The 24,687-nt window shown below is 43.3% G+C and carries 20 protein-coding genes; 11 read left to right on the top strand and 9 right to left on the bottom strand.

Annotated elements, in window-relative coordinates; translation table 11 throughout:
• Nucleotides 1–473: 473 nt before the first annotated feature.
• Nucleotides 474–3,104: a type I DNA topoisomerase gene (topA, locus tag AB6D93_RS01000; RefSeq protein ID WP_048612738.1), complete on the bottom strand. Its 2,631-nt coding sequence runs from the start codon at nt 3,102–3,104 to the stop codon at nt 474–476.
• 439 nt (nt 3,105–3,543) lie between these two features.
• Here topA and AB6D93_RS00995 point away from each other — a divergent pair, with 439 nt between their 5' ends.
• Entirely contained in the window at nt 3,544–3,789 is a 246-nt protein-coding gene (locus tag AB6D93_RS00995; protein ID WP_017062104.1) for a YciN family protein, read from the top strand.
• A 61-nt stretch (nt 3,790–3,850) separates the two neighbouring features.
• Here AB6D93_RS00995 and aroA read toward each other — a convergent pair whose 3' ends face one another.
• Together aroA and AB6D93_RS00985 are read right to left on the bottom strand one after the other, a co-directional pair.
• The gene (aroA, locus tag AB6D93_RS00990; protein ID WP_017062105.1) at nt 3,851–5,131 is read right to left on the bottom strand and encodes a 3-phosphoshikimate 1-carboxyvinyltransferase; all 1,281 of its coding nucleotides are present in this window, start codon (nt 5,129–5,131) and stop codon (nt 3,851–3,853) included.
• A gap of 162 nt (nt 5,132–5,293) precedes the next feature.
• Nucleotides 5,294–5,749 carry a glycine zipper 2TM domain-containing protein gene (locus tag AB6D93_RS00985; protein ID WP_050634895.1) on the bottom strand — a complete coding sequence of 152 codons (456 nt, stop codon included), beginning with the start codon at nt 5,747–5,749 and terminating at the stop codon, nt 5,294–5,296.
• Between the two features lie 53 nt (nt 5,750–5,802).
• On the opposite strand from AB6D93_RS00985, the gene aat reads away from it, so the two are divergent.
• From aat to infA, 3 genes are all read left to right on the top strand, one after another.
• Entirely contained in the window at nt 5,803–6,513 is a 711-nt protein-coding gene (gene aat, locus AB6D93_RS00980; RefSeq protein WP_017063504.1) for a leucyl/phenylalanyl-tRNA--protein transferase, read from the top strand.
• The gene (locus AB6D93_RS00975) at nt 6,513–7,211 is read left to right on the top strand and encodes an arginyltransferase (RefSeq protein WP_017062107.1); all 699 of its coding nucleotides are present in this window, start codon (nt 6,513–6,515) and stop codon (nt 7,209–7,211) included. The genes aat and AB6D93_RS00975 overlap by 1 nt, the downstream gene beginning before the upstream one ends.
• An 81-nt stretch (nt 7,212–7,292) precedes the next feature.
• The gene (gene infA, locus AB6D93_RS00970; protein WP_001040192.1) at nt 7,293–7,511 is read left to right on the top strand and encodes a translation initiation factor IF-1; all 219 of its coding nucleotides are present in this window, start codon (nt 7,293–7,295) and stop codon (nt 7,509–7,511) included.
• Nucleotides 7,512–7,698: 187 nt separating this feature from the next.
• On the opposite strand, the gene clpA is transcribed toward infA, so the two are convergent.
• Both clpA and clpS read right to left on the bottom strand, forming a co-directional pair.
• Nucleotides 7,699–9,972, bottom strand: a complete 2,274-nt coding sequence (clpA, locus tag AB6D93_RS00965; protein ID WP_017062108.1) for an ATP-dependent Clp protease ATP-binding subunit ClpA — start codon at nt 9,970–9,972, stop codon at nt 7,699–7,701.
• A gap of 39 nt (nt 9,973–10,011) precedes the next feature.
• Nucleotides 10,012–10,332 (bottom strand): ATP-dependent Clp protease adapter ClpS, encoded by a 321-nt coding sequence (gene clpS / locus AB6D93_RS00960; protein WP_004737430.1) that lies wholly within the window; start codon nt 10,330–10,332, stop codon nt 10,012–10,014.
• Between the two features lie 585 nt (nt 10,333–10,917).
• On the opposite strand from clpS, the gene cspD reads away from it, so the two are divergent.
• The gene (gene cspD / locus AB6D93_RS00955; protein ID WP_004736548.1) at nt 10,918–11,139 is read left to right on the top strand and encodes a cold shock domain-containing protein CspD; all 222 of its coding nucleotides are present in this window, start codon (nt 10,918–10,920) and stop codon (nt 11,137–11,139) included.
• A 326-nt stretch (nt 11,140–11,465) separates the two neighbouring features.
• Here the strand turns inward: cspD and AB6D93_RS00950 are convergent, their stop codons facing one another.
• Nucleotides 11,466–13,691, bottom strand: a complete 2,226-nt coding sequence (locus AB6D93_RS00950; protein WP_017067848.1) for an NADP-dependent isocitrate dehydrogenase — start codon at nt 13,689–13,691, stop codon at nt 11,466–11,468.
• A gap of 321 nt (nt 13,692–14,012) precedes the next feature.
• On the opposite strand from AB6D93_RS00950, the gene AB6D93_RS00945 reads away from it, so the two are divergent.
• The gene (locus AB6D93_RS00945) at nt 14,013–14,741 is read left to right on the top strand and encodes a pseudouridine synthase (RefSeq protein WP_102332492.1); all 729 of its coding nucleotides are present in this window, start codon (nt 14,013–14,015) and stop codon (nt 14,739–14,741) included.
• Between the two features lie 58 nt (nt 14,742–14,799).
• Here AB6D93_RS00945 and AB6D93_RS00940 read toward each other — a convergent pair whose 3' ends face one another.
• Together AB6D93_RS00940 and AB6D93_RS00935 are read right to left on the bottom strand one after the other, a co-directional pair.
• Nucleotides 14,800–15,507 carry a DUF2057 family protein gene (locus AB6D93_RS00940; protein WP_017062111.1) on the bottom strand — a complete coding sequence of 236 codons (708 nt, stop codon included), beginning with the start codon at nt 15,505–15,507 and terminating at the stop codon, nt 14,800–14,802.
• A 77-nt stretch (nt 15,508–15,584) separates the two neighbouring features.
• The gene (locus AB6D93_RS00935) at nt 15,585–16,577 is read right to left on the bottom strand and encodes a porin (protein ID WP_102332493.1); all 993 of its coding nucleotides are present in this window, start codon (nt 16,575–16,577) and stop codon (nt 15,585–15,587) included.
• Between the two features lie 513 nt (nt 16,578–17,090).
• Between AB6D93_RS00935 and dinG the strand changes: the two genes are divergently transcribed.
• The 5 genes from dinG to AB6D93_RS00910 all read left to right on the top strand — a co-directional run bounded on the left by dinG (nt 17,091) and on the right by AB6D93_RS00910 (nt 21,968).
• Nucleotides 17,091–19,166 (top strand): ATP-dependent DNA helicase DinG, encoded by a 2,076-nt coding sequence (gene dinG, locus AB6D93_RS00930; RefSeq protein WP_102332494.1) that lies wholly within the window; start codon nt 17,091–17,093, stop codon nt 19,164–19,166.
• 128 nt (nt 19,167–19,294) lie between these two features.
• Complete coding sequence (locus tag AB6D93_RS00925; RefSeq protein ID WP_017062114.1) at nt 19,295–20,074, top strand: TSUP family transporter; 780 nt, start codon at nt 19,295–19,297, stop codon at nt 20,072–20,074.
• A gap of 22 nt (nt 20,075–20,096) precedes the next feature.
• Complete coding sequence (locus AB6D93_RS00920; RefSeq protein WP_017062115.1) at nt 20,097–20,645, top strand: primosomal replication protein; 549 nt, start codon at nt 20,097–20,099, stop codon at nt 20,643–20,645.
• Complete coding sequence (gene rsmS, locus AB6D93_RS00915) at nt 20,635–20,805, top strand: pleiotropic regulatory protein RsmS (RefSeq protein WP_017055021.1); 171 nt, start codon at nt 20,635–20,637, stop codon at nt 20,803–20,805. Before AB6D93_RS00920 ends, rsmS begins: the two co-directional genes overlap by 11 nt.
• Before the next feature lie 29 nt (nt 20,806–20,834).
• Nucleotides 20,835–21,968 carry a cupin domain-containing protein gene (locus AB6D93_RS00910; RefSeq protein ID WP_102332495.1) on the top strand — a complete coding sequence of 378 codons (1,134 nt, stop codon included), beginning with the start codon at nt 20,835–20,837 and terminating at the stop codon, nt 21,966–21,968.
• A gap of 112 nt (nt 21,969–22,080) precedes the next feature.
• On the opposite strand, the gene AB6D93_RS00905 is transcribed toward AB6D93_RS00910, so the two are convergent.
• The gene (locus AB6D93_RS00905) at nt 22,081–24,198 is read right to left on the bottom strand and encodes a methyl-accepting chemotaxis protein (RefSeq protein ID WP_102332496.1); all 2,118 of its coding nucleotides are present in this window, start codon (nt 24,196–24,198) and stop codon (nt 22,081–22,083) included.
• Nucleotides 24,199–24,687: the final 489 nt, after the last annotated feature.

Below are 24,687 nucleotides of genomic sequence, written 5' to 3'. Positions count from 1 at the left end.
ATGAGCACCAACACTTATTTCGGTATTTAGCGAATATCCATTCACATACAGTGACAATATCCTAAGCCAAACGTTGTTATGTGTGCACTATTCTTTGCACTTGGTTTTATATACGTTATCGACTTTTCGGCCGAATTCAATTTTTAATACGCCATTCTGTGGTACGTAAGCTGATTGCTTTCCTAAGACTTAAAGCAGCTCACACTACACCGTCCAGACGAAACATTACATTAACACCCGACACACATCAGGTATACAACTAAACGCTGATCTGTGAGTTACAATATTTTAATTAAGTTACATTCTCGTTAAAGTTGCATAAGAAGATATGATTAATTACCGCCATTAATTTCGCGGTGTGAATTTAATAAATTCCGGCCGACGAAATACTAAGTCAACAAGTCGCATATTTAGTCATATTGAGATCAAAAAAAAAGCAGCCATTAGGCTGCTTTTTCATCAATAACGTTCAGTTACTTCTCTTTAGGCTTTTTACGCTTATCCGTAACTTCCCACTTACCGTCGATGTACAACGCAGTCCAACCGGACGGTTTTCCATCTACTTCAGTACGAACGTAGTTTTCTTTAGTCTTACGACTAAAACGAACCACTGTCGGCTTACCATCAGGGTCAGCAACTGGCGCTGATGCTAGGTATTGGAACTTAGGTGAGATACGGTCTTTAAAACGAACCAACTCTTCCACTAATGGTGCACGTGTTTCACGTGATTTAGGGAAGTTGCTCGCAGCCATAAATAGACCAGAAGCACCATCACGAAGAACAAAGTACGCGTCTGAATTTTCACATGGAAGTTCAGGGAAATGTACCGGGTCTTCTTTCGGTGGCGCAACTTCGCCATTTTTTAGAATCTTACGAGTGTTCTTACAATCGTCATTGGTACAATCCATGTATTTACCAAAACGACCGTTCTTCAGAACCATGTCAGAACCACACTTGTCACACTCAACAAGTGGACCATCATAGCCTTTCACTTTAAATTCGCCGTGCTCAACCACATAACCTTCACAGTTCGGGTTGTTACCACATACGTGCATCTTACGCTTATCATCGATTAGATAAGCATCCATTGCCGTTTCACAAATAGGACAACGCTTTTTAGCTCGAAGTGCTGCTGTTTCAACGTCTTCTTCAAGCACGTTGATAATGCCTTCTTCATCACCAAGGTTGATTGTTGTCTTACAACGCTCTTTTGGTGGAAGTGCATAGCCAGAACAACCAAGGAATACGCCTGTCGAAGCAGTACGAATACCCATTTTACGACTACAAGTCGGACACTCAATATCGGTTTCCACGATATGATTTGGCTTCATGCCACCAGCGTCTTCGTCTAAATCTGCTTTTTCCAAATCGCCAGTAAAGTCTTCGAAGAAGTTATCTAGCACGCCTTTCCAGCTTGCTTCGCCTTCTGCGATTTGGTCCAACTTCTGCTCCATACGAGCAGTGAAGTCGTAGTTCATTAGGTCGTTGAAGCTGCCGTCTAGACGGTCAGTAACAATTTCACCCATCTTCTCAGCATAGAAACGACGCTGTTCAACTTTTACATAACCACGATCTTGAATCGTCGAGATGATAGATGCGTATGTTGAAGGACGACCAATACCACGCTTCTCAAGCTCTTTAACTAGCGCCGCTTCAGTGAAACGAGCCGGTGGCTTAGTGAAGTGCTGTTTAGGGTCTAGCGCGATCAGGTCAAGCTTATCGCCGATCTGAACTGCTGGAAGGATCGTATCTTCGTTCTTACCCATTGGACGCTGAACACGAGTCCAACCATCAAATTTAAGGATACGACCTTTCGCTTTTAACGTGTACTCATCGGCTTTAACGCTTACTGTCGTTGAATCGTATTGAGCTGGTGTCATTTGACACGCAACGAATTGATTCCAAATTAGCGAATAAAGCTTGTGTGCGTCTGCATCTACGCCGTTTAGGTCTTCCGACTTAACATCTACACTTGAAGGACGAATCGCTTCGTGGGCCTCTTGAGCGCCCTCTTTGCTGCCGTATACAAGTGCTTTAGGTGGAAGGTATTGCGCGCCGTACTCAGAACCAATGTATTCACGAGCGGCTTCTACAGCTTCTGAGCTCAAGTTAGTTGAGTCAGTACGCATATAAGTGATGTAACCCGCTTCATACAGGCGTTGAGCCAGCATCATGGTTTTCTTTACGCCATAACCAAGACGCGTACTCGCCGCTTGTTGCAGCGTCGACGTGATGTAAGGTGCAGACGGCTTACTCTTTGTTGGGCGGTCTTCACGTTTACATACTTCGTATTGCGCTTTTTCTAAAACGCTAACAGCAGCTTGTGTTTGCGCTTCATTTTCAGGTTTAAACGCAACACCGTCTTTCTGTGCAACTTGCAGTCTAAAGTCGGTTTTCTCTGCTGTTTTAGTATCAGCATGCACATCCCAGAACTCTTCAGGGATAAAGGCGTTGATCTCGCGCTCACGCTCTACCAGTAGTTTTACCGCTACTGATTGAACACGGCCAGCGGACAGGCCTCGTGCTACTTTTTTCCAAAGCAGAGGTGACACCATAAAGCCAACAACACGGTCCATAAAACGTCGTGCTTGTTGTGCGTTTACGCCATCAATATTTAGCTCACCTGGCGTTTCGAAAGCTTGTTGAATAGCATTCTTGGTGATTTCGTTAAAAACCACTCGCTTGTATCGCGTTTCATCGCCGCCGATGATCTCACGAAGGTGCCATGCGATAGCTTCTCCTTCGCGGTCCAAATCGGTTGCGAGATAAACATGGTCTGCGTTCTCAGCCAGTTTTTGCAATTCAGCGACGACTTTCTCTTTACCAGGTAGGATTTGATAGTTCGCTTCCCACTCTTTATATGGGTTGATACCCATCTTTTTGATAAGAGCTTTGCGATCTTTTTCTTTTTTGATACGAGCTTTGTCTTCTGGGCTCATACCCTTGGTTGAAACTGCAGCAGCCTTTTGACCAGTACTTTGACCTGCCGTTGGTAAATCACGTACGTGACCTACACTCGACTTAACGACAAAGTCTTTGCCAAGATATTTATTGATAGTTTTAGCCTTGGCTGGCGACTCCACTATAACGAGCGATTTACCCATATTGACTCTAACGTCCTTAATCACGATGCTTCAGCACCAACAATTTAGCTTGTGGGCTTTTACGCATGATATTCTAAATTCATTGCTTCTTTTTTTACTATTGTGCGAGATTACTAGAAGATCAACCGCTTTTTTCAAAATTGGATCTGATCGCTCGACAATTCGACGACTCATAGATAAAAGGGTCACAATATAAAGAAGCTATAAAGTACTCACTAAGAATACTTGCAAGAGCCTATTCATCAGGCATTACGTCTAAACGGGCTCATACTAAGCTTGTCCGCGAATCTAACGCGAGCCCCATTCAATTATTTTTGCCGTAAATCACAAAATAAATTGTGGATGTTTGAAAAGACTCTCTTAATCGGTTGTGAAATCATTGAATTTCTAGTTCGACACCATAAACTCAACGTTATATTCAGTTATCAGAGATAAACTCATGACAAAGAAAGTAATAGCAGAATTTGATTTACTGCTTATCGCAAACCAAATTATCCAATCACATGATGACTACATTGAAGGCATGCGCGCAAACAGCGTAGTAGAAAAAGACGATGTACTCGTCTTCAAAGGTGAATACTTCTTAGACAGCAATGGAATGCCGACCGAGAATACAACCGCGGTATTTAACATGTTTAAATACTTAGCGCACCACCTTTCGAAAGAATTTACAATTCAGCAATAATTAAAAAGCTTGCCACTTAGGCAAGCTTTTTTGTTCCTAAACCTTTACATACTAAGCATTTTTATAGACTTAGCATTTTCAGCTTGTCGAAGTAATCAGGGAATGTCTTTGACGTACAACCTGGATCATTAATCGTCACAGGCGTATCGCTCAAGGCAACCAGCGAGAAACACATCGCCATACGGTGATCATCGTAAGTATCAATCGCCGCATGGGTCAGTTCAGCCACAGGGTTAACAATAATGTAATCTTCACCCTCTTCCACTTCAGCGCCGACTTTGCGTAGCTCTGTTGCCATTGCAGCCAAGCGATCTGTCTCTTTCACACGCCAGTTGTAGACATTACGGATTGCCGTTGTGCCTTTCGCAAACAATGCGGTTGTCGCGATAGTCATCGCAGCATCTGGGATATGGTTATAGTCCATATCAATGCCTTTCAGCTCGCCACAACGAGAAATAACGTAGTCGTCACCCCATTCGATTTCCGCACCCATTTTCTCAAGCGCATCAGCGAATTGGATATCACCTTGGATACTGTTTTTACCAATACCAGTGACCTTAATCTCACCACCTTTGATAGCAGCGGCTGCAAGGAAATATGACGCAGATGATGCATCACCTTCAACCAAGAAATCACCCGGTGCCGAGTAAGATTGCCCGGTAGGAATCACAAACTCTTGGTAATCATTATTGATCACGTCCACACCAAATTGCTTCATGATGTGCAGCGTAATATCGATGTAAGGTTTAGAAACCAATTCACCGTCAATTTTAATGGTCACTTCACCTTCAGCTAAAGGCGCAGCCATCAAAAATGCCGTCAAAAATTGACTAGATATCGAACCGTCGATAGAAACCGTACCGCTCTTCAAACCGGTACCTGTGATCTTCAATGGCGGGTAGTTTTCGTTCTCTAAATATTCAACGTCGGCACCGGCTTCTCGTAGTGCTGTTACTAAGTGGCCAATTGGGCGCTCTTTCATGCGAGGCTCACCAGTAAGAACGTATTCACCGCGACCTAAACATAGTGCAGCCGCCAACGGACGCATCGCCGTACCCGCGTTACCTAAGAAAAGCTCTAGGGCTTTGTCACTTGAGAATGCACCACCAACACCTGTCACTTCACAAACGGTTTTGTCTGCAGACAACTGATAATCAACACCTAACTGAGTCAATGCATTCAACATATGACGAATATCATCACTGTCTAGCAAGTTTGTTAGGCGAGTGGTTCCCGTAGAAAGTGCAGCCAAAAGAAGTGCACGGTTGGAAACGCTTTTTGAACCAGGTAGGTTAACTTCCCCGTTCACTTTTTGAATTGGTTGTAACGTAAGGCTTTCCATTAAATCTTATAGTCCTTGTACCACCCGAAGTCACTGGTGCGTATTTATTTTCGGGTGATGAATAATTCTTCGTACTTGCAGACTAACGAACTTTTCCAACGAACTCCAGAGCTAATCCGGCCCAAACCGGTGATTAATTAGCCAATCAATCGTATTTATATACTAGTACGCGAGATCAACTCGAACACCATCTGAAAAATAGAGAATTCGTACATCATCGCCTCGGTTGAACAGCATCGAGTTATCGACATCTTGGATAATGTTGACCAACTTGTCGTCTTTGGTTTTGACCAATAACTCGACCAGTTTGTACTCTACTTTATATTGTGTGTTACCTCGGTTACGAGCAATACCCGCACCTGCTACTGCACCTACAGCTGTCGCCACTTCTTTACCAGTGCCGCCGCCAAACTGGTTACCAATCAAGCCACCAATCGCCGCACCTAACAAGGTTTCCCAACCATTCGCTTTCGACTCAACGATCTCTTGCTGAGTGATGTATCTGACCGTATCAATCTCACCATAAACCACCTCGTTTACTGGTCGAGCTTGGTTTCTGTTGTAAGCTGCATTTGCCAACATGGGCAAAACAAGTAAAATCCAAAGCAACTTCTTCATGGTAAAACTCCTAAAGACCTCTTGGTCAGTGATTAATCTGTAATGCGGTACTTATGACTATATACCTAACCGAACTTGATACTACTAGTATAGAGTTTCCTTCGCCTTTCGACGCGCTTGATGACCCCAACGGTCTGCTCGCCTTCGGTGGTGATTTATCACCAATGCGAATTTTAAACGCTTATAGCCAAGGTATATTTCCATGGTATGGCCCAGGTGAGCCTATACTTTGGTGGAGCCCTGCACCGCGAGCGGTATTTAATCCTAAGACATTCGAACCGTCAAAAAGTCTTAAAAAGTTTCAAAGAAAGCACAATTACCGAGTCAGCATCAACCAAGCGACGGACAGAGTAATTGGTTATTGCTCTTCACTAAGACCCGAAGAAGAAACCTGGCTAAACAGCGACATGCAGTCAGCCTACCGCAAACTCGCTTCATTAGGTTTCTGCCACTCGGTTGAGGTTTGGCAAGATGATGAACTGATCGGTGGACTTTACGGCTTACAAAGAGGCCAAGTCTTTTGCGGTGAATCGATGTTCAGCCTAAAGACCAATGCCTCTAAAATTGCGCTGTGGTACTTTTGTAAACACTTTACCCGATTCGGCGGACAACTGATTGATTGCCAAGTCATGAACCCTCACTTGGAATCCTTGGGCGCTATCGAGGTTGATAGGGATGAATTCCTAGGCTCTCTGCAATTACTCAAAGAGTTCTCCGTTGACGATGCATGCTTTAAAACCCAATGGCTAAAGGAAATGCCTTAATGAATCCAGATTTACAACAAATCAGAATTGGATTAACAGACAATCACGCTTGCAGCTACTTACCTCACTTCGAAGAGAGAGTGGCGGTCACGCTTGACGAACACATGCACACCTCAGATAACTATGAAGTTCTGCTTGCGAATGGATTTCGCCGCAGTGGTTCAACCATTTATAAGCCACATTGCGATAATTGCTCAGCATGCCAAGCGATTCGGCTTTCAATTCCTGAGGTTAAGCTTTCCAAAAGCCAACGACGGATCCTTAACAAAGGAAAATCACTACGTTGGGAACTGAAAGATGAGATGGATGACAACTGGTTTGACTTATACAGTCGCTATATCACCGCTCGTCACCGTTCGGGAACCATGTACCCACCCAAGAAAGAAGAGTTTCTACAATTCTCTAAAAATGAGTGGCTTACTACAAAGTTCATGCACATCTATGATGAGAACAAGTTGGTTGGTATCGCCGTAACCGACATCATGGCTCACTGTACGAGCGCGTTTTATACCTTCTTCGCTCCTGATATAGACATTTCGATGGGAACACTTGGCGTTCTATTTCAGATCCAACATGCCCAGAAAGAACAAAAACAATGGTTATATTTGGGTTATCAAATCGATGAATGCCCTGCGATGAACTATAAAGTACGATTTCAACGTCATCAAAGGCTAGTAAATCAGCGGTGGCAAGGGTAGAATACGCGACAACTTTACATATTTTGATTTTAACGGCACAATCAAGCCGTTGAAAACCGCCAAATTTCGAAAGAGGATTAGATGGCTAAAGAAGACGTAATCGAGATGCAAGGCACTGTCCTTGATACTCTACCAAACACAATGTTCCGTGTTGAGCTTGAAAACGGTCACGTAGTGACAGCACACATCTCTGGTAAAATGCGTAAGAACTACATCCGTATTCTTACTGGTGATAAAGTAACTGTTGAGATGACTCCATACGACCTTTCTAAAGGCCGCATCGTCTTCCGTGCTCGTTAATTTTTAATTAGCGAATACAATAAGAAGCGGAGCTTAAGGCTCCGTTTTTTATTGCCTGAGCTTTTTACTACACAAGCACATCAATCTCGCATCTCGCATCTCGCATCTCGCATCTCGCAAGCATAAAAAAACGCACAACCTAAGTCATGCGTTTTATATTTAAGCCTTTGATTTATCAATCACTTCGTTAGTGCATGACCTCTTCTTTAGCACCAACATAGATGAAATCCAATTCGTCTTTTTTCAGGGATACTTTAACCGTACCGCCATCAACCAAGCTACCGAACAGTAACTCGTTAGCAAGTGGTTTCTTAAGCTTCTCTTGAATAACACGTCCCATTGGACGAGCACCCATGGTCTTGTCATAGCCTTTATCAGCTAACCAGTGACGAGCATCCTCAGAAACCTCTAAAGACACGCCACGAGCGTCCAGTTGAACCTGAAGCTCGACAATGAACTTATCAACTACTTGGCTAATCACACTTGGGTCAAGGCTGTTGAACCAAATGATATTATCAAGACGGTTACGGAACTCAGGAGTAAATACCTTCTTGATTTCGCCCATCGCATCTGGCGCATGATCTTGTTGGATCAGGCCGATCGATTTCTTCTCGGTTTCAGCCACACCTGCGTTGGTCGTCATCACTAGAATCACATTACGGAAGTCCGCTTTGCGACCATTGTTGTCAGTTAGCGTGCCGTTATCCATTACCTGCAGTAGCAAGTTAAAGATATCTGGGTGAGCTTTCTCGATTTCATCCAGTAACACAACAGAGTGCGGGTTCTTGATTACGGCATCCGTTAGCAAACCACCTTGGTCGTAACCAACATAACCAGGAGGCGCACCAATCAAGCGGCTCACTGAGTGTCGCTCACCGTACTCAGACATATCAAAGCGCAGAAGCTCAATACCCATCAACTTAGACAGCTGAACAGTCACCTCTGTTTTACCGACACCAGTAGGACCAGCAAACAAGAATGAACCAACAGGTTTATTGTCTGCACCCAATCCAGCACGGGTCAGCTTAATTGCTTCACTCAATACATCGATTGCAGGGTCTTGTCCGAATACCAACATTTTCATGCGCTCATCCAGTTTCTGGAGTGTATCTTTGTCTGAAGACGATACTGACTTTTCAGGAATACGCGCCATTTTCGCAACCATTGACTCAATATCAGCCACGCTTACCGTTTTCTTACGACGGCTTGCAGGTGCCAAACGACTACGAGCGCCCGCTTCATCGATTACGTCAATGGCCTTATCAGGAAGGTGGCGTTCATTAATGTATTTAGCTGACAGTTCCACAGCGGCACGCAACGCTTTGTTGGTGTAGCGCACTTCGTGGTGAGCTTCGTATTTTGGCTTCAAGCCAATCAGGATCTTGGTCGTATCGTCTAGCGATGGTTCAATAATATCTATTTTCTGGAAGCGACGAGCTAAAGCACGCTCCTTCTCAAAAATACTGCTGTACTCTTGGTACGTTGTTGAACCGATGCAACGTAATTTGCCACTGCTTAGTAGTGGTTTAATTAAGTTTGCCGCATCAACCTGACCACCCGATGCAGCCCCGGCACCGATAATGGTGTGGATCTCATCGATGAACAGAATCGCGTCTTCTTCTTTCTCCAGTTGCTTAAGAATCGCTTTAAAACGTTTCTCAAAGTCACCACGATATTTGGTTCCGGCTAACAGTGAACCGATATCTAGAGAATAAATTACGCTGCTCTGAATGATTTCAGGCACTTGTCCTTCAACGATGCGCCATGCAAGACCTTCCGCGATGGCAGTTTTACCTACCCCCGCTTCACCCACTAACAGAGGGTTGTTCTTACGACGACGACACAGAACTTGGATAGTGCGTTCTAGCTCTTTGTCACGACCGATTAGTGGGTCAATATTGCCCTGCTTTGCGACTTCGTTAAGGTTAGTAGCAAAATTTTCTAAACGGTCTTCAGAGTTAGCTTCTTCAGCATTTTCTGCACCACCAAATGAATCGGATGATGAAGGACTGTCGCCTTCGTTGCTCGCTTTGGTAATACCGTGTGAGATGAAGTTAACAATATCTAAGCGACTAATGTCGTTTTTCTTAAGAAGATATGCCGCGTGAGATTCTTGCTCACTAAAAATAGCCACAAGTACGTTAGCACCTGTTACTTCGCTGCGACCTGAAGATTGAACATGAAAAACAGCGCGTTGAAGTACTCGTTGGAAGCTCAACGTAGGCTGAGTTTCGCGAGTTTCGTCGCTTTCAGGGATAAGTGGGGTCGTTTGATCGATAAAAATATCGAGCTCATTGCGAAGAGCATCGAGATCAGCCTGACAAGCTTGGAGCGCTTCCTTGGCCGCATCATTTTCTAATAATGCTAGTAGGAGGTGTTCGACAGTCATGAATTCATGTCGCTTGTCTCGCGCACGAGCAAATGCGCCATTTAAACTCGTCTCTAATTCTTTATTTAGCATAAGTACCTCCTAAGGGAACAACAGTGTTGTTCGAGCAATTTATACTTGCTCCATTGTACATAGTAGCGGATGCTCATTTTCCTTTGAGTACATCGTGACCTGCGCTACCTTTGTTTCCGCTATTTCAGCACTGTATGTGCCGCATATAGCTTTACCTTCATAATGAACCTTGAGCATCACTTCCGTTGCTTTTTCGATATCTAGTGAGAAGAATCGCTCTAGGATCTCGATTACAAAGTCCATGGGCGTGTAGTCATCGTTATTCAACACAACGTTATACATCGCCGGTGGCTTTACTTTTGTTGCTTCTTTCTCCAGTAAATCTGAGCCTGGAGATGCCCATTCAAAGTTTCTGCTCATATCGCTTTGCTAAGGGTTATTTTTCGGAAGTCGTGAGTGTTTACCTAACTCAAATTTACCACATTCACGCTTTACCGTGTACTAAGAAACTGCACCTAGAAACAGTACCAAAAAATATTCCTCTATACTGAGCCTAATCCACCATTTCCATCGCTGCAAATAAAAGATCTCGATTAACAAGATTAACATATGTGATTGATTAAAAAGACGCCATAACTATTGATACTAACGATAAGATTACCGCTAAGTTACTATTTGGTTAATAGTTTGCGGTTAATCTCGAATGTGATTTGTTATTAAAATTGATCACTTTTATACCAATTTACTATTGACTGTGCTCAATCATTAGCTACATTGGAGCTAAAAGGTTTTTTAATACACTTTTGCAACATGAATTAAAATCAGTAACACGCTTCAAAAATTAACAATAAGGAATAATTACGCAGGGTAGCGTTAATTTCCGTAAGCAATGTACGAGATTCAAGCTATTAGCTGAAATTCTTTAGCTGGTAGGAATGATATCAATCGCACTTACAACAATTGATATAACAACGTTAGTAACAAAATGCATGAGGGATGTATAGCATGGCTACAGGTACAGTAAAATGGTTTAACAATGCCAAAGGGTTTGGCTTTATTTGTCCAGAAGGTGAAGACGGCGATATTTTCGCGCACTACTCCACAATACAAATGGAAGGTTATCGAACCTTAAAGGCTGGTCAGCAGGTCGACTATGAAGTAGAAAGTGGACCTAAAGGCTCGCATGCTAGCTCCGTTGTTCCTGTAGAAGGCAGCGCCGCAAAATAGGCGAATGCAAACTCATGTTAACCTCCATCAGTCGTCATTAACGGTGACAGGTAAACAGAATATTGAAACCGCTCATTTAATACCTGTAACACAGGATTACGTGAGCGGTTTTTTTCGTTTTGGGGGCTCTAAAGTTGCTCACTGGACAATGAGCTCGAAGAGCTACTCCCCTTAAGCTAGGTCTTAAGAAGTATTAGACAGAAAAAAGACGCTTTAACATTATCGTTAAAGCGTCTTTCGTTTTGACTTTATCTATAACTTAGCTATCAGCCTAAGCAACTCGTTAGCAAATCACGTTCATGAGTGACTAACGATGAGTCCAATCACTATGCATCAATAAACGCGTTTAGCGTTGAGCTTGGGCGCATTAGTGTTGAAACCAATGCATCGTCAAGTAGGTAGTAACCACCTAAGTCGCCAGCCACACCTTGAGCGTTGTTCAGCTCTGCAACGATCGCTTCTTCACTTTCAGCCAGTTGACTTGCCACACCTGCAAACTCAGCAGCAAGATCAGCGTCAGCCGTTTGCTCAGCAAGCGCCTTAGCCCAGTATGCCGCTAGATAGTAGTGGCTACCACGGTTATCAAGCTCACCTACTCGACGTGAAGGAGACTTGTTGTTATCAAGGAACTCACCCGTCGCTTTATCAAGCGCATCAGCTAGAACTTGTGCTTTAGCGTTACCTGTTACTACGCTCAGGTGCTCTAGAGATGCCGCTAGTGCCAAGAATTCACCTAGAGAATCCCAACGCAGGTGGTTTTCTTTCTCTACTTGTTGAACATGTTTAGGAGCAGAGCCGCCAGCACCTGTTTCAAACAGACCACCACCGTTCATTAGTGGAACAATCGATAGCATCTTAGCTGATGTACCAAGCTCTAAAATCGGGAACAAGTCAGTTAGGTAATCACGTAATACGTTACCAGTAACCGAAATAGTATCTAGGCCTTCTTTGATACGAACCAGTGAGTATTGAGTCGCTTCAAGTGGAGCAAGGATCTTAATTTCAAGACCATCGGTATCGTATTCAGGAAGGTATGCTTCAACTTTCTTGATAAGCTGAGCATCATGTGCGCGTGACGCATCTAGCCAAAATACCGCTGGAACACCCGATGCACGAGCACGCGTTACCGCAAGCTTAACCCAGTCTTGGATTGGTGCATCTTTAACCTGACACATACGGAAGATATCGCCTTCCTCTACGTCTTGCTCAAGAAGCACAGCGCCTGAAGCGTCAACAACTTGAACCTGACCAGCAGCTTCAAGGATGAAAGTCTTATCATGAGAACCGTACTCTTCCGCTTTTTGAGCCATCAAGCCAACGTTTGGTACGCTACCCATCGTTGTTGGATCGAACGCGCCGTTCTCTTTACAGAAATCAATAACCGCTTGGTAAATGCTCGCGTAGCTACGATCTGGGATCATTGCTTTGGTATCTTTTTGCTTACCTTCTGGATCCCACATTTGACCAGAAGAACGCAGCATTGCAGGCATAGATGCATCCACAATGATATCGCTTGGTACGTGTAGGTTAGTAATGCCACGGTCCGAATCAACCATCGCTAGTGGTGGCTGAGTCTCGTATACCGCTTGCAGGTCAGCTTCGATTGCTTCTTTCTGCTCTTGAGGAAGCGCATCAATCTTCGCGTAGACATCACCGATGCCGTTATTTACATCAACGCCTAGCTCTTCAAACAGCTGACCGTGTTTAGCAAATACGTCTTTGTAGTAAACCTTAACCGCGTGACCAAAGATCACTGGGTCAGATACTTTCATCATCGTCGCTTTCAAGTGAAGAGAAAGCAGTACACCTTGCTCTTTAGCCGATGCGATTTCTTTTTCGAAGAATGCAACCAAAGCGGCCTTATTCATCACTGACGCATCAATGATCTCTTTATCTTGCAGTGCAAAAGCTGGCTTCAATGTTTTCTTCGCACCATCTTTGCCAACGAATTCAATGCTAACTTCTGTAGCACCTTCAATGGTTACTGACTTTTCGCTACCGAAGAAGTCTTTGTCGTCCATACTTGAAACGTGCGACTTAGAATCTGCAGACCAAGCACCCATTGAGTGTGGGTTCTTCTTCGCGTAGTTTTTAACAGAAAGTGGAGCGCGGCGATCCGAGTTACCTTCACGCAATACTGGATTTACTGCACTGCCTTTGATTTTGTCGTAAGTCGCTTTTACTGCTTTCTCTTCGTCAGTGTTTGCTTCTTCTGGGTAATTAGGAAGTGCGTAACCTTTTGACTGTAGCTCTTTGATTGTTGCTTGAAGCTGAGGTACAGATGCAGAGATGTTTGGAAGCTTGATAATGTTTGCTTCTGGTGTCTTAGCCAATTCACCTAGTTCTGCTAATGCATCACCAATACGTTGCTCTTCGTTCAAATAGTCAGGGAAGTTGGCAATAATACGCCCTGCAAGTGAAATGTCGCGAGTATCAACGTTAATACCAGAAGAAGCTGTAAAAGATTGAATGATAGGCAGCAGAGAGTATGTTGCTAGCGCCGGAGCTTCGTCTGTAATGGTATAGATGATCGTTGGTTTTTCAGTAGGCATGAAATTTCCCTATAGTTCTTACAAGCTCATTTAAAGTAGTGAGCGTGTTATAAATTGACCAGTAAGCCACTCTAAGAGTGAAAACTGCTTACTCGATAGTCGTACTCTATCTTATTTTTCATACAATCTTGATGACAGCATGAACCAAATCCGTGAGTGCGTTGTTATAATAAAACACGAAGGTATAATTAAACAAATCAGGCTTAAGAGTCCATCAACTTGTTCTATTTTGTGTCTTTTAGGCGCGCAAATGATAGCTCAATTCCGTTTCAGTGAAAACTTTTCAGCACACTTCGTTTACATTTTTGCAAGGTAGTTAACATGTCTACTCGCTCACGCAGCGCATCTCGTTCAGACAAACCGGCTCGTTCTGGTGCAACATTAAAACAAAGCGGTAATAGACAAAGCCGAAGCAGTGATAAGAATAACACTGGCAATTCGCACAACAAATCTCACTCAAGCAAGCACCGATATAAAGGCAAGCCTACCAATGCAAAACCTAAGGTTGCGCTCGAAGATCGCAAAGTAATTCTGTTCAACAAGCCTTTCGATACTCTAAGCCAATTTACAGATGGCGAAGGGAGAAAAACGCTAGCGGACTTTATTCCAGTGAAAGACGTTTATGCTGCAGGTCGCCTTGACCGCGACAGCGAAGGGTTAATGGTCTTGACCAACGATGGTATTTTTCAAGCTAAGCTAACTCAACCAAACTCAAAATCCCCAAAGACTTACTGGGTACAGGTTGAAGGCGTACCTTCTGAGGAAGATTTAGATAAATTGAGAAAAGGTGTCGAACTAAAAGACGGCATGACACTGCCCGCTCAGGTTGAGGTGATGTCTGAACCTGTTGTGTGGGATAGAACCCCTCCAGTACGCTTCAGAGCCGCGATACCGACAACATGGTTGGCTATTACAATCATTGAAGGACGTAACCGTCAGGTAAGACGAATGACAGCCAATATCGGCTTCCCTACCCTGCGTCTTATCCGTTACTCAATGGGTAATATGAATGTGGGGCAGCTGCAGCCTGGTGAGTGGAAAGAGATTTAACTCATAGCAATATATTAAAGCGAGATTTACGTCTCGCTTTTTTGTACGTGAAGATTGATTACTCTTGGTCAATCATCCATTTACGGAATACTTTACGGTCTTCTTTTGAAGTGCTCAGATACAAAGCTTTAAGTTGTTTCAAAGACTCCGATTTATCTACAACCTGAGCTGATGTGTTAGCCGTTAAACCTTCAGCGTTTACTAGCGTGTTTTCTTCTAAACTTGTAGCATTAACCTTAACTGCAGGACGAACTTGGTTTTCTACAACTAAATAACTCATGGTTACAGCAGCAGCACCACCAACTTTATTATATTCTGTAGCTTCTTCAGAATAACTTCTATTTAGTTGAACTCCGTCACTAGCTAAAATGTCTTCATTTTTGATTAAGGCTTGTCCTTGCTTGTTTTTAATTTCCCAATTCAAGTTTCCAATGTTTTCTTGAGCAGAACGCAAGTTTTTAAACTCAGGCATAGATAAGGTAAGTTCTTCGTTTTTTGCCTCAAATTTAGCGATAATAACAGAACTGTAGACTTTCCTTTGATTATCTCTTTCATCAAATACTGGTTCATATTGAAAAACGATTTGGTTTTCACCGTCAGGTAAAAGCACTGTCTTATCTGCAGAAAACAACCCTTGTTCAAAGTCAGGAACACTCATGTTTACTGAAAGTAAATTTACATTTTCAGGGACATCCAATATTACTTCGGCATCAACTACTGTAGAAGCAACTAACAGCCCCAAAAAAGAATATTTGAAACTTTGCATTATTGTATCCATCCTTATAAAAAATAGGCAAAAAAAAGCCCAACTCTATGTTGGGCTTTTTCTAACAATATATCAAATTACCAGTAAACACGAGCACCGATACCGAAATTGTTTTCGCCCTCAACAGTCTGAGGCGCTACAACCATATCACTACCTTGAGCGGTGAAACCTAGAGTACTACCGTCTGCATAACCATACTCAGCATAGACACGTGCCCAGCTAGCGTACTTGTATTCAGCACCAACGTAAACAACGTTGCTATCTTCTAATAAATCGTGATCTTGAGACACGAACTCATAACCACCATATACTGTTGTTTTATCAGCAACGCCATACGTAGCAGCTACTGAGAAACCTGTTTGGTCTGCTTTATCAATAGCAGATTCAACAGAAGATGCCGCAACAGTTGCACCAACTGTTAGAACATCTTTAGAGTACTCAACAGTACCTTCGTAGTATGTGTTCTCAAGGCCTGTAAAACCAGAACCAGCTACATCATCAGTTGTTTGACCACCACCAACGTGGATATTTACGTCACCAACAGAAAAACCAACGTAAAGTTCAGCTAGCTCTTGATTAGAATCATCTTCTGCTAATCCGTATCCTGCTTTTACCCAGAAGTTGTCAGAATCGTAAGAGTACTTTACTTGTGAGTCATGAAGAGCACTGTTCAAAGCAGAGTAAAGCAGTGCAGAACCACCAAAGAAGTATGAGTAATCAGCGCCGTATACATCATCTGATGTAGTCCATTGCTTACCAAATTTGATTGTTCCCGCTTGATCGCTGCTAAAGCCAAAAATGTGGTTACGTACATACATGTCGCCACTGTCTTTCAATGCAAATTCTACTTTACCAAGAACTTTAAGATCATCAGATACATTATATTGAGCGTCAACACCAGCACGCGAAGAACCTGAACCTAATTTGGCATCTTGCCCGTCTAGGAACTTAAGCTCTGTACGTAGTTGACCGTAAAAGTCTACTGCGCCGTCTTCTGATTTATAAATTTCCGCTGCGTTTACTGAGCCTGCTGCTGCAACAACTGCAAGTGCTAATAGAGTCTTTTTCATAATAAATCCACTGCCTTTTCTAAGAATGGGAGATCCTTGCCCGGTTCCCTTTTATTTTTATGACTGGTCATTACCACTCTTTGTTGGTTAATCACCGTCACTAAATTTCGAGGTCTAGATTGCAAAAGATTATCCTGCGTGTCAAATAAACTAAAAACAAACCTAAAAAAAACACAAAGCAATCAAAATCAACCACTTACATTTTTTTTCATAGTTTTACGAGCAGCTTATCCTTAGTTTTATCAGGAAATATAATAATCCAAAAAAAGAACAAAACAGCATTTAACACCACAAACAACTTGTAAAAACGCCACATCTCAGGATTTAACACCTACAAGCAAGTCTTTTTTAATATTTATATTTCGCAACATAAATAAAATAGTTAAGTTCCTGATGGTTCAGTTTTTTTTTGTGAACAAGATCTACCTTTGATTCAAAAGCAAGCTATTTCACCGTAAATGTACCGACTAGTGATATGTGCTACTATCCTCGCTCCGTTACGTAGGTCACAGTATGCTAACTACTAAAATTCAAAAATCTATTCGCACCAGTTATCAAAACCTCCAAGATCAGTTGGACAACTTTGTACCTAGACGTGCTCAAAATTACCTTGTTGCAGAAATAGCGAAGACACTTTGTGGTCAATACCACAAAAGTAATCGCATGATTGTTGCAGAAGCGGGAACCGGGATCGGGAAATCACTGGCTTATTTAATGGCAACTATTCCTGTCGCTGTGCTCAATAACCGAAAAATAGTCATATCAACGGCGACGGTTGCGCTACAAGAACAGCTCGTCAATAAAGATCTCCCTCTATATAGAAGACTGACTGATCGAGAGTTTTCTTTCATATTAACGAAGGGCAGACAGCGTTATTGTTGTTCCGAAAAGCTAGCCGCTGCCTGCGGGGTTGATGGCGGACAAATGGCCATGTTCGAATCTAAGCCAAAGAAGAAGGATATCGACCAACTTCAAACCATGTATCGTAGCCTAACCCAAGGTAAATGGGATGGTGACCGTGATTCGTGGCCAAAACCCATCGACAACATGATTTGGCAGATGATTGTCAGCGATAAGCACAGCTGTAATAACAGTATGCCTACTCATAGAGACTGCCCTTTCCAAAAAGCGCGCTCAGAGCTAGATAAAGCAGACGTGATAATTGCCAATCACAGCTTGGTGATGGCGGATGCAGACCTAGGAGGCGGTGTGATACTGCCTGAGCCAGAAAATAGCATCTATATATTCGATGAAGCTCACCATTTACCGCATGTAGCCAGAGATCACTCTTCTGCGGCTGCGAGCTTAAAAGGCGCGGCGTCATGGTTGGAGCGTTTGAACCAATCCATCACTAAGCTTTCAGGCCTCGCTGACGAGAAACGTGTCCACCGGTTTCGAAATGAACTGCAAGACTCAGTGCAACAGCTGATCCCTACCCTGACTCAAATGAGTAAACAGTTTGACGCTAACCACTTTGAAGACGGCTTGTATCGCTTCGAACATGGCGACTTACCTGAGTGGCTAGAGAATGAATCTAAAGATCTTAAGCAACTCACACAAAAGGCGAGCCAAGCTGTTGCGAAGATTGCAGACCTGATAGCAGAACGAGTTAAAGATGGGGAGCTTTCAGCAAAACTTGCAGAGCCTGCGTTGGCAGAAATTGGCTTCTATATACAAAGAACAGAAAACCTTGCTCAAGTTTGGCGCTTAATGGCTGAACCGAAGAGAGAAAAAGGTGCTCCTTTGGCTCGTTGGCTCGAACTGAATAAAGAAAGCGAAGGCGATTTCGTTGTGAATGTTTCGCCACTAGAGGTAGGTTGGCAACTGGATCAACAAATCTGGAGCCGCTGTGTGGGTGCCTTATTAGTATCTGCGACCATGAGGGCGCTCAACTCTTTCAGCTTTTTCTGTCATCAAGCAGGTATCAGCCAAAAAGCAGAAGATGGAGTACAATTTTTGGCTTTGGCATCACCGTTTGATTACCAGAATCAGGCTGAGCTTATCGTTCCAGCAATGAAGTACGAACCACAAGCACCTCAGTTTACCGAATATCTTATTGAAATTTTGCCTAAGGTAATAGAAGACAAAAAAGCCAATCTCGTTCTATTCTCTTCTTACTGGCAAATGAACAAAGTTGCAGAGGCTTTAGCAACAGATTTCGTTAAAAAATCGTGGGCATTGCAGGTTCAAGGTGATACTTCACGAACTGAAATCCTAAAAAAACATAAAAAGCTAATAGACCAAGGTAAAACCAGCGTTCTTTTTGGAACTGGCAGCTTTTCTGAAGGTCTTGATCTACCGGGTGAGCTTCTTGAAAACCTCGTGATTACCAAGATTCCTTTTGGTGTTCCTACCTCTCCTGTAGAGCAAGCACATTCAGAATATATTGAATCACGCGGTGGCAACCCTTTTATGCAGATTACTGTTCCAGATGCGAGTAAAAAGCTTATTCAATCTGTGGGTAGACTACTGCGTAAGGAAAGAGATTCTGGTAAAGTCACGATCCTTGATAGACGCATAGTAACGAAGCGATACGGAAAGTCCCTACTCGATTCACTACCGCCTTTTAAAAGAACAATAAAATACTAATATCCCCTGCCCTTGAGGTAGTTATGGGCCTTCATCGCTAGGCCCTTGCATTCACAACCCAACATGACTAATCCATCGGTTTTTCATGTGGCTGCCCTATCAGCCGATAACGAGAACACTAGCTATTTATGGAAATGATTGAGCCAACCATGTTGGTCATACTTGCTCTGGTTGCATTTGCAGCAGGCTTTATTGATGCTGTCGCAGGTGGCGGAGGGATGTTAACCGTTCCAGCTTTGCTATCGCTTGGTTTACCGCCACACATCGCATTGGGTACTAACAAGCTTGCAGCAACCTTCGCTTCATCTACAGCTGCATTCACTTACTACCGTAAAAAGCTGTTCAAGCCTGAGTGTTGGGTCAATGCATTCATATCTACTTTAATAGGTGCGACCATCGGCACACTCACTGTTGATGCCATTAGCACCGAGTGGTTAGAGAAGGTATTGCCGTTAGTCATTCTTGCCGCAGCGGTCTATACCATTTTTCATAAGACTCCAGATGTGAGCCATAATGTGTCTCCTAAGCCATGCCCTGTGCTTAAGAGAAAACAAAAGTACCAAGGATTCATTCTTGGCTTTTATGATGGGGTTGCTGGCCCAGGAACTGGCGCGTTTTGGACGGTAAGCTCTATGGCGCTTTATCGCTTAAACATCTTACTTGCCTCTGGTCTATCCAAAGCCATGAACTTTACCAGTAACTTTACCTCTTTGGTGACCTTCGCGATTCTTGGTCATATTGATTGGGTTCTAGGTTTAACCATGGGCCTTTGTTTGATGGCCGGTGCATTTGTTGGCGCTCACTCTGCTATTCGGTTCGGTGCAACATTTATAAGACCTGTGTTTGTTACAGTTGTAAGCGTACTTGCAATTAAACTGGCATACGAAGCTTGGTTTGTGAACTTATAGGCAGTAGCCAACGGGAAGTGAAATGAATCAATTTTCAAAGCTAAAAAGTGTTATTGATACCTTGATTGGCCATTGCTCGCAGGTTGACAAATCTCGAGGGGCTTATCATCAAGCCTTGTTTGACCGAGCCTTATTTAAATGCGGCGCCTCTGTTTTGCTTCCCTATGCACTTGAAACTCAGGCAACGTACCGCACCATTGTACGTGAACAAACCTCAAATCAACTGACCGCGTCCAGAGCCAACTACCTGACAGAAAAGCTGACCAATCAGATTGCAGCAATCCAAAGAGAGTTAGCCAACCACGATTTACGCTTGGACCGAAAAAGCAAGTCAGGGAAAACCCTGAACGACCTATACAACGAACTCGCCCAGCACCAAGACTGGCAAAAGCGATTGGTCGATTTAGTACGAGTACGAAAGTTAACGTTTGATTCTGCGCCTCGCCACAGTAAGAAAAAAGCGGAAGAGGCTTGGCAGTTAGCAAAAGAGCGATTAGAACGCTGTGAAGACTCAATGAAAAATATTGAGAGACTGATTAACTTAGAGAACCCTAAGCGAAATGAACACTGATAACACACCATCACCACTGGATAACGCACCAGAAGAAGTTAAGTTAGCTGTCGACCTGATCTATCTGCTCGAAAGCAACGAAATCGATCCAAAAGTCGCGTTAGAAGCAATCAAAATTGTCCAGCAAGATTTACAAGCCAAACTAGCATCTAGCATCTAGCATCTAGCATAAAAATATACAGGATTCACATGTACCAACTCAGCTTTTCTATGCCCGAGTTTCTTGAAAACTACTGGCATAAAAAACCAACCATCTTAAAGGGTGGCTTCCAAAACTTCGTCGACCCAATTTCGCCGGAAGAACTTGCTGGTTTATCGATGGAAGAAGAAGTGGATTCTCGCTTTGTCTCTAACCTCGACAATCAGTGGACTGCAGAACACGGCCCATTCTCTGAAGAAAAGTTTGGCGAATTAACCGAAACTCATTGGCAACTGATCGTTCAAGCAGCGAACCACTGGCACCAAGGCGCAAATCAGCTGACTGAGGCGTTCCAAGCGTTACCAAACTGGTTATTCGACGATCTCATGATCTGCTACTCAGCACCTGAAGGCGGCGTAGGCCCACATATTGATCAATACGATGTCTTCATCATTCAAGGTCAAGGCAAACGTCAATGGAAGGTTGGCGCTAAAGATGTTGGCCAATACAAAGAGACTGTTCAAGCGTCTGCACTTCGTCAAATTGAAGGTTTTGACCCAATCATTGATGAAACTTTAGAGCCGGGCGATATCCTTTATATCCCACCAGGTTTCCCACATGAAGGGAGCACGTTAGAGCCGTCAATGAGCTACTCTATTGGCTACCGCTCGCCTAAAGAACAAGAACTGATCAGCAACTTTGCCGATTTTGTGCTTGCTCATGATATGGGTGACGTACACCTGCACGATCCAGAATTCAAAATGCAAGAAGGCTACGGAAAAATTCGTTCATCGGATTTAAGTAATCTCACAGGCATGTTGAAATCTGCACTAGAGCAACCTGAAACCATCAGTGAATTCATGGGTTGTCTGCTAAGCCAATCACGCCACCAGCTTGATATCGTTGCTCCAGAGCCACTATGGACTCAAGAAGAGATCGCTCAACACTTAGAGTCTGAAGGTGAGATTCACCGAGTATCAGGCTTAAAGGCGCTCTACCACGAAAATGAAAGCAACACTGCTTACATCAATGGCGAAGTGGTTAAGGTGGATGAAGCGGATTCTTCGTTACTCAACATACTTTGCGATGAGACCATGATTACCTCGGCTACTGCCCTATCTCCTTCGGGCATAACTGTCGTGACTGAATTGGTCAACAAAGGCTACTGGTTTATCGAAGAGTAAGCAGCGTCAACCGCTGGTTATTGCATAGCCTCTAAATAAACAATTAAAAAAGGGACAAATGAAATCTTCATTTGTCCCTTTTTCTATTCAAGAACTGGTTAAGGCTTAATGCTTATACCTTGAACTGATTGACCAACTTCTGTTGTTGTTGAGACAGTTGGTCAATTTCATTGCCGACTTGCTCAGAAGCCGCGGCTTGCTCCAAGATCTTCGCACTCAAATCGCGAATATTAACCACGCTTTGATTTACTTCACCGGAAACCGATTGTTGCTCTTCGGCTGCTCGAACGATCTGACTGTTCATATCACTGATCGCCTCAATAGAAGTAAAGATCGACCCCAGATCTTCAACTGCTTTCTGAACGTGTAGTGCTGTATCGTTAGCTAGGATATTGCCTTCTTGTATTGCTTCAACGACATCTTGAGTTCCAGCATGAACCTTGTCGATCACCGCTCTGATCTCACCAACCGATGACTGGGTGCGACTTGCGAGGTTTCTTACCTCATCCGCAACAACAGCAAAACCTCGACCTTGTTCGCCAGCACGAGCCGCTTCAATCGCCGCGTTCAATGCCAGTAAGTTAGTTTGCTCAGAGATCCCTTCAATCACACTTAAGATCTCGGTGATGTTTCCGTTATTTTTTGCCAATTCTTCAACAATAGGAACAGCACTCGACATACGCTCAACCAGCTTTCTCATTTCACCGGCTGAAAGTTCGATGACTTGTTGCCCTTGTTGAGCAGAACGATTCGCTTCACAAGCAGCATCAACGGCCACTTCTGCGTTTTGTACCACTAAGCCCGCAGTTTGAGTCATCTCTTCTGCCGCTGTCGCCACAAGATCCACTTCTTTAAATTGAGATTCACTGCTTTCTCGAGTGCTTGATGCCGATGCTTTAGCCTGGCTTGTCGTGCTCGCCACTTGCTCAGTGGTGTGAATCACTTCTTTGATCGTGTGTTGTAGCTTGTCTAAGAATAAGTTGAACCCTTTGGATAGCTGACCAATTTCGTCTTGAGATTTCACTTCCAAACGTTGGGTCAAATCACCTTCACCAGAAGCAATATCATTAAGTCGCTCAACCACTTGTCGAATAGGCTTCACAATTGAAAGGGAAGCAAATGCGATAATGGCTAAGCCAAAGATAATAAACACTGTACCGGCGATCACTTCTGTTTTGATGCCTTCACTTAGCTTAGTGCTAATGATGGAATCCAATTTATTTGCGTCAGCGACGACACTGTCTCTTGGGATCTCAAACAACACCCCCCAAGTTTGGTTAGCTGCAACAACAGGTGCAAAGGCAAGTAACCACTCACCGTTCTCGCTCCATTGCGTTGTCACTTCACCACCAAAGATAAAGTCGGTCATTAAATCACTGTTTGTATTGCCACTTTGGAAAGTTGAACCGACTGCAATGCTTGAATCATCAGAAGCGATGACCGAACCATCTAGACTAACCACGTAAGCTTTACCCGCACCGTTAAACAAGCTCTGGTCAGATTGAGTAATCACACTGGTTAAACCATCAAGTCTTAGATCAATACCAAGAAAACCAATAGCAACGTCGTCAACCAAAATAGGGACTGAAATAGAGGACGTAAGTAGTGCTACACCACCGCTGTTCAGGACTCTCGGCGTACTAATACACGTTTGCCCTGAAGACAAAGGACAGTAAAAACGTTCGCTATTGCTGTCATCATTCAAGATAGATTCTGAAAGAACGTTCGCTAGAACATTTTCACCGTTATCTGCCACCTTCCAGTAAGGAGCAAAACGACCTTTTTCGTTAGAACCAACATAATCAGCATCGACATAATTCGCATCTTCACTATCGAGCAAGTCAGGCTTGAAAACTAGATACGCTCCTTGAATAGAGTCGAAGTTTAAAACCGAGCGACGAACCATTTCATCCAAGGCGGTACGAAGCTCTTCACTTGGTGTAAAGTTTTCGTCTGCATTGTTTTTTAGAAACTGAGCACTGGCCGCAAGCATCTCTGCGCGGTAAATAGCTTCGTCTACATAACGTTGAGTTTCTTGAGCGTTTAGCTGAGAAACAGACGCCAGCAACTGCTGAGTTTTATTGATAACTGATTCTGAACTTTGAGATTTGATGACTTGTTGATTGCTCGTCGCGTTGTAGATCGAGAAACCAATAAGAGACAGTGACGTAATGATTAAACAACAACCTGCTAAGAGGGTTATTTTCCACTGTACCGATAGAGAGCGCATTTAATATCCTTATTTAAGCCAAAAGACTTCCATAACCATAACTATCACATCGACAACGAATTGCTGTACACAATGTAAATGAGTTAGACGAATAGCTTAGCGGATAATTACAGCACAAATTGCTTACATATAAAACGAAAGTTTATACAAATGTTAATAGAGCGTGTTTTCTTCCTTTTTTCTGTGATTTCAAATGATGTACTCATATAATCATTAGCTGTGTTGCTTAGGTTTTAGCGCTTTGGACATAGCCAGAACATCGATATTTAAAGGAAGCCCACTCCACCCTCTCCCTCTTTAAAATGCAGTAACTTCGGATTAGTTTTTGTAATCCAAGTTATAGATTTTTATCTTGCTCAACTTCACACTTTTTGATTGCTAAGCCCGCAATCAAGATCTAATATCTCGCGCCTAGATTCCCTGAACACTTTATTCATTTGGCTCTCCTTTAATGGAGCGCTAAGGCTTTTTACGTCTTAATTTTTGGAG

The organism is Vibrio sp. 10N.247.310.23, assembly GCF_041467155.1.
In the GTDB taxonomy this organism is placed as follows: domain Bacteria; phylum Pseudomonadota; class Gammaproteobacteria; order Enterobacterales; family Vibrionaceae; genus Vibrio; species Vibrio crassostreae_C.
This window is presented reverse-complemented; position numbering and strand designations above follow the sequence as displayed.

Excerpts from the sequence above, each read along its gene's own strand:
- topA (WP_048612738.1), bottom strand. The coding sequence starts at position 3,104 with ATGGGTAAATCGCTCGTTATAGTGGAGTCGCCAGCCAAGGCTAAAACT.
- AB6D93_RS00995 (WP_017062104.1), top strand. The coding sequence starts at position 3,544 with ATGACAAAGAAAGTAATAGCAGAATTTGATTTACTGCTTATCGCAAAC.
- aroA (WP_017062105.1), bottom strand. The coding sequence starts at position 5,131 with ATGGAAAGCCTTACGTTACAACCAATTCAAAAAGTGAACGGGGAAGTT.
- AB6D93_RS00985 (WP_050634895.1), bottom strand. The coding sequence starts at position 5,749 with ATGAAGAAGTTGCTTTGGATTTTACTTGTTTTGCCCATGTTGGCAAAT.
- aat (WP_017063504.1), top strand. The coding sequence starts at position 5,803 with ATGACTATATACCTAACCGAACTTGATACTACTAGTATAGAGTTTCCT.
- AB6D93_RS00975 (WP_017062107.1), top strand. The coding sequence starts at position 6,513 with ATGAATCCAGATTTACAACAAATCAGAATTGGATTAACAGACAATCAC.
- infA (WP_001040192.1), top strand. The coding sequence starts at position 7,293 with ATGGCTAAAGAAGACGTAATCGAGATGCAAGGCACTGTCCTTGATACT.
- clpA (WP_017062108.1), bottom strand. The coding sequence starts at position 9,972 with ATGCTAAATAAAGAATTAGAGACGAGTTTAAATGGCGCATTTGCTCGT.
- clpS (WP_004737430.1), bottom strand. The coding sequence starts at position 10,332 with ATGAGCAGAAACTTTGAATGGGCATCTCCAGGCTCAGATTTACTGGAG.
- cspD (WP_004736548.1), top strand. The coding sequence starts at position 10,918 with ATGGCTACAGGTACAGTAAAATGGTTTAACAATGCCAAAGGGTTTGGC.
- AB6D93_RS00950 (WP_017067848.1), bottom strand. The coding sequence starts at position 13,691 with ATGCCTACTGAAAAACCAACGATCATCTATACCATTACAGACGAAGCT.
- AB6D93_RS00945 (WP_102332492.1), top strand. The coding sequence starts at position 14,013 with ATGTCTACTCGCTCACGCAGCGCATCTCGTTCAGACAAACCGGCTCGT.
- AB6D93_RS00940 (WP_017062111.1), bottom strand. The coding sequence starts at position 15,507 with ATGCAAAGTTTCAAATATTCTTTTTTGGGGCTGTTAGTTGCTTCTACA.
- AB6D93_RS00935 (WP_102332493.1), bottom strand. The coding sequence starts at position 16,577 with ATGAAAAAGACTCTATTAGCACTTGCAGTTGTTGCAGCAGCAGGCTCA.
- dinG (WP_102332494.1), top strand. The coding sequence starts at position 17,091 with ATGCTAACTACTAAAATTCAAAAATCTATTCGCACCAGTTATCAAAAC.
- AB6D93_RS00925 (WP_017062114.1), top strand. The coding sequence starts at position 19,295 with ATGGAAATGATTGAGCCAACCATGTTGGTCATACTTGCTCTGGTTGCA.
- AB6D93_RS00920 (WP_017062115.1), top strand. The coding sequence starts at position 20,097 with ATGAATCAATTTTCAAAGCTAAAAAGTGTTATTGATACCTTGATTGGC.
- rsmS (WP_017055021.1), top strand. The coding sequence starts at position 20,635 with ATGAACACTGATAACACACCATCACCACTGGATAACGCACCAGAAGAA.
- AB6D93_RS00910 (WP_102332495.1), top strand. The coding sequence starts at position 20,835 with ATGTACCAACTCAGCTTTTCTATGCCCGAGTTTCTTGAAAACTACTGG.
- AB6D93_RS00905 (WP_102332496.1), bottom strand. The coding sequence starts at position 24,198 with ATGCGCTCTCTATCGGTACAGTGGAAAATAACCCTCTTAGCAGGTTGT.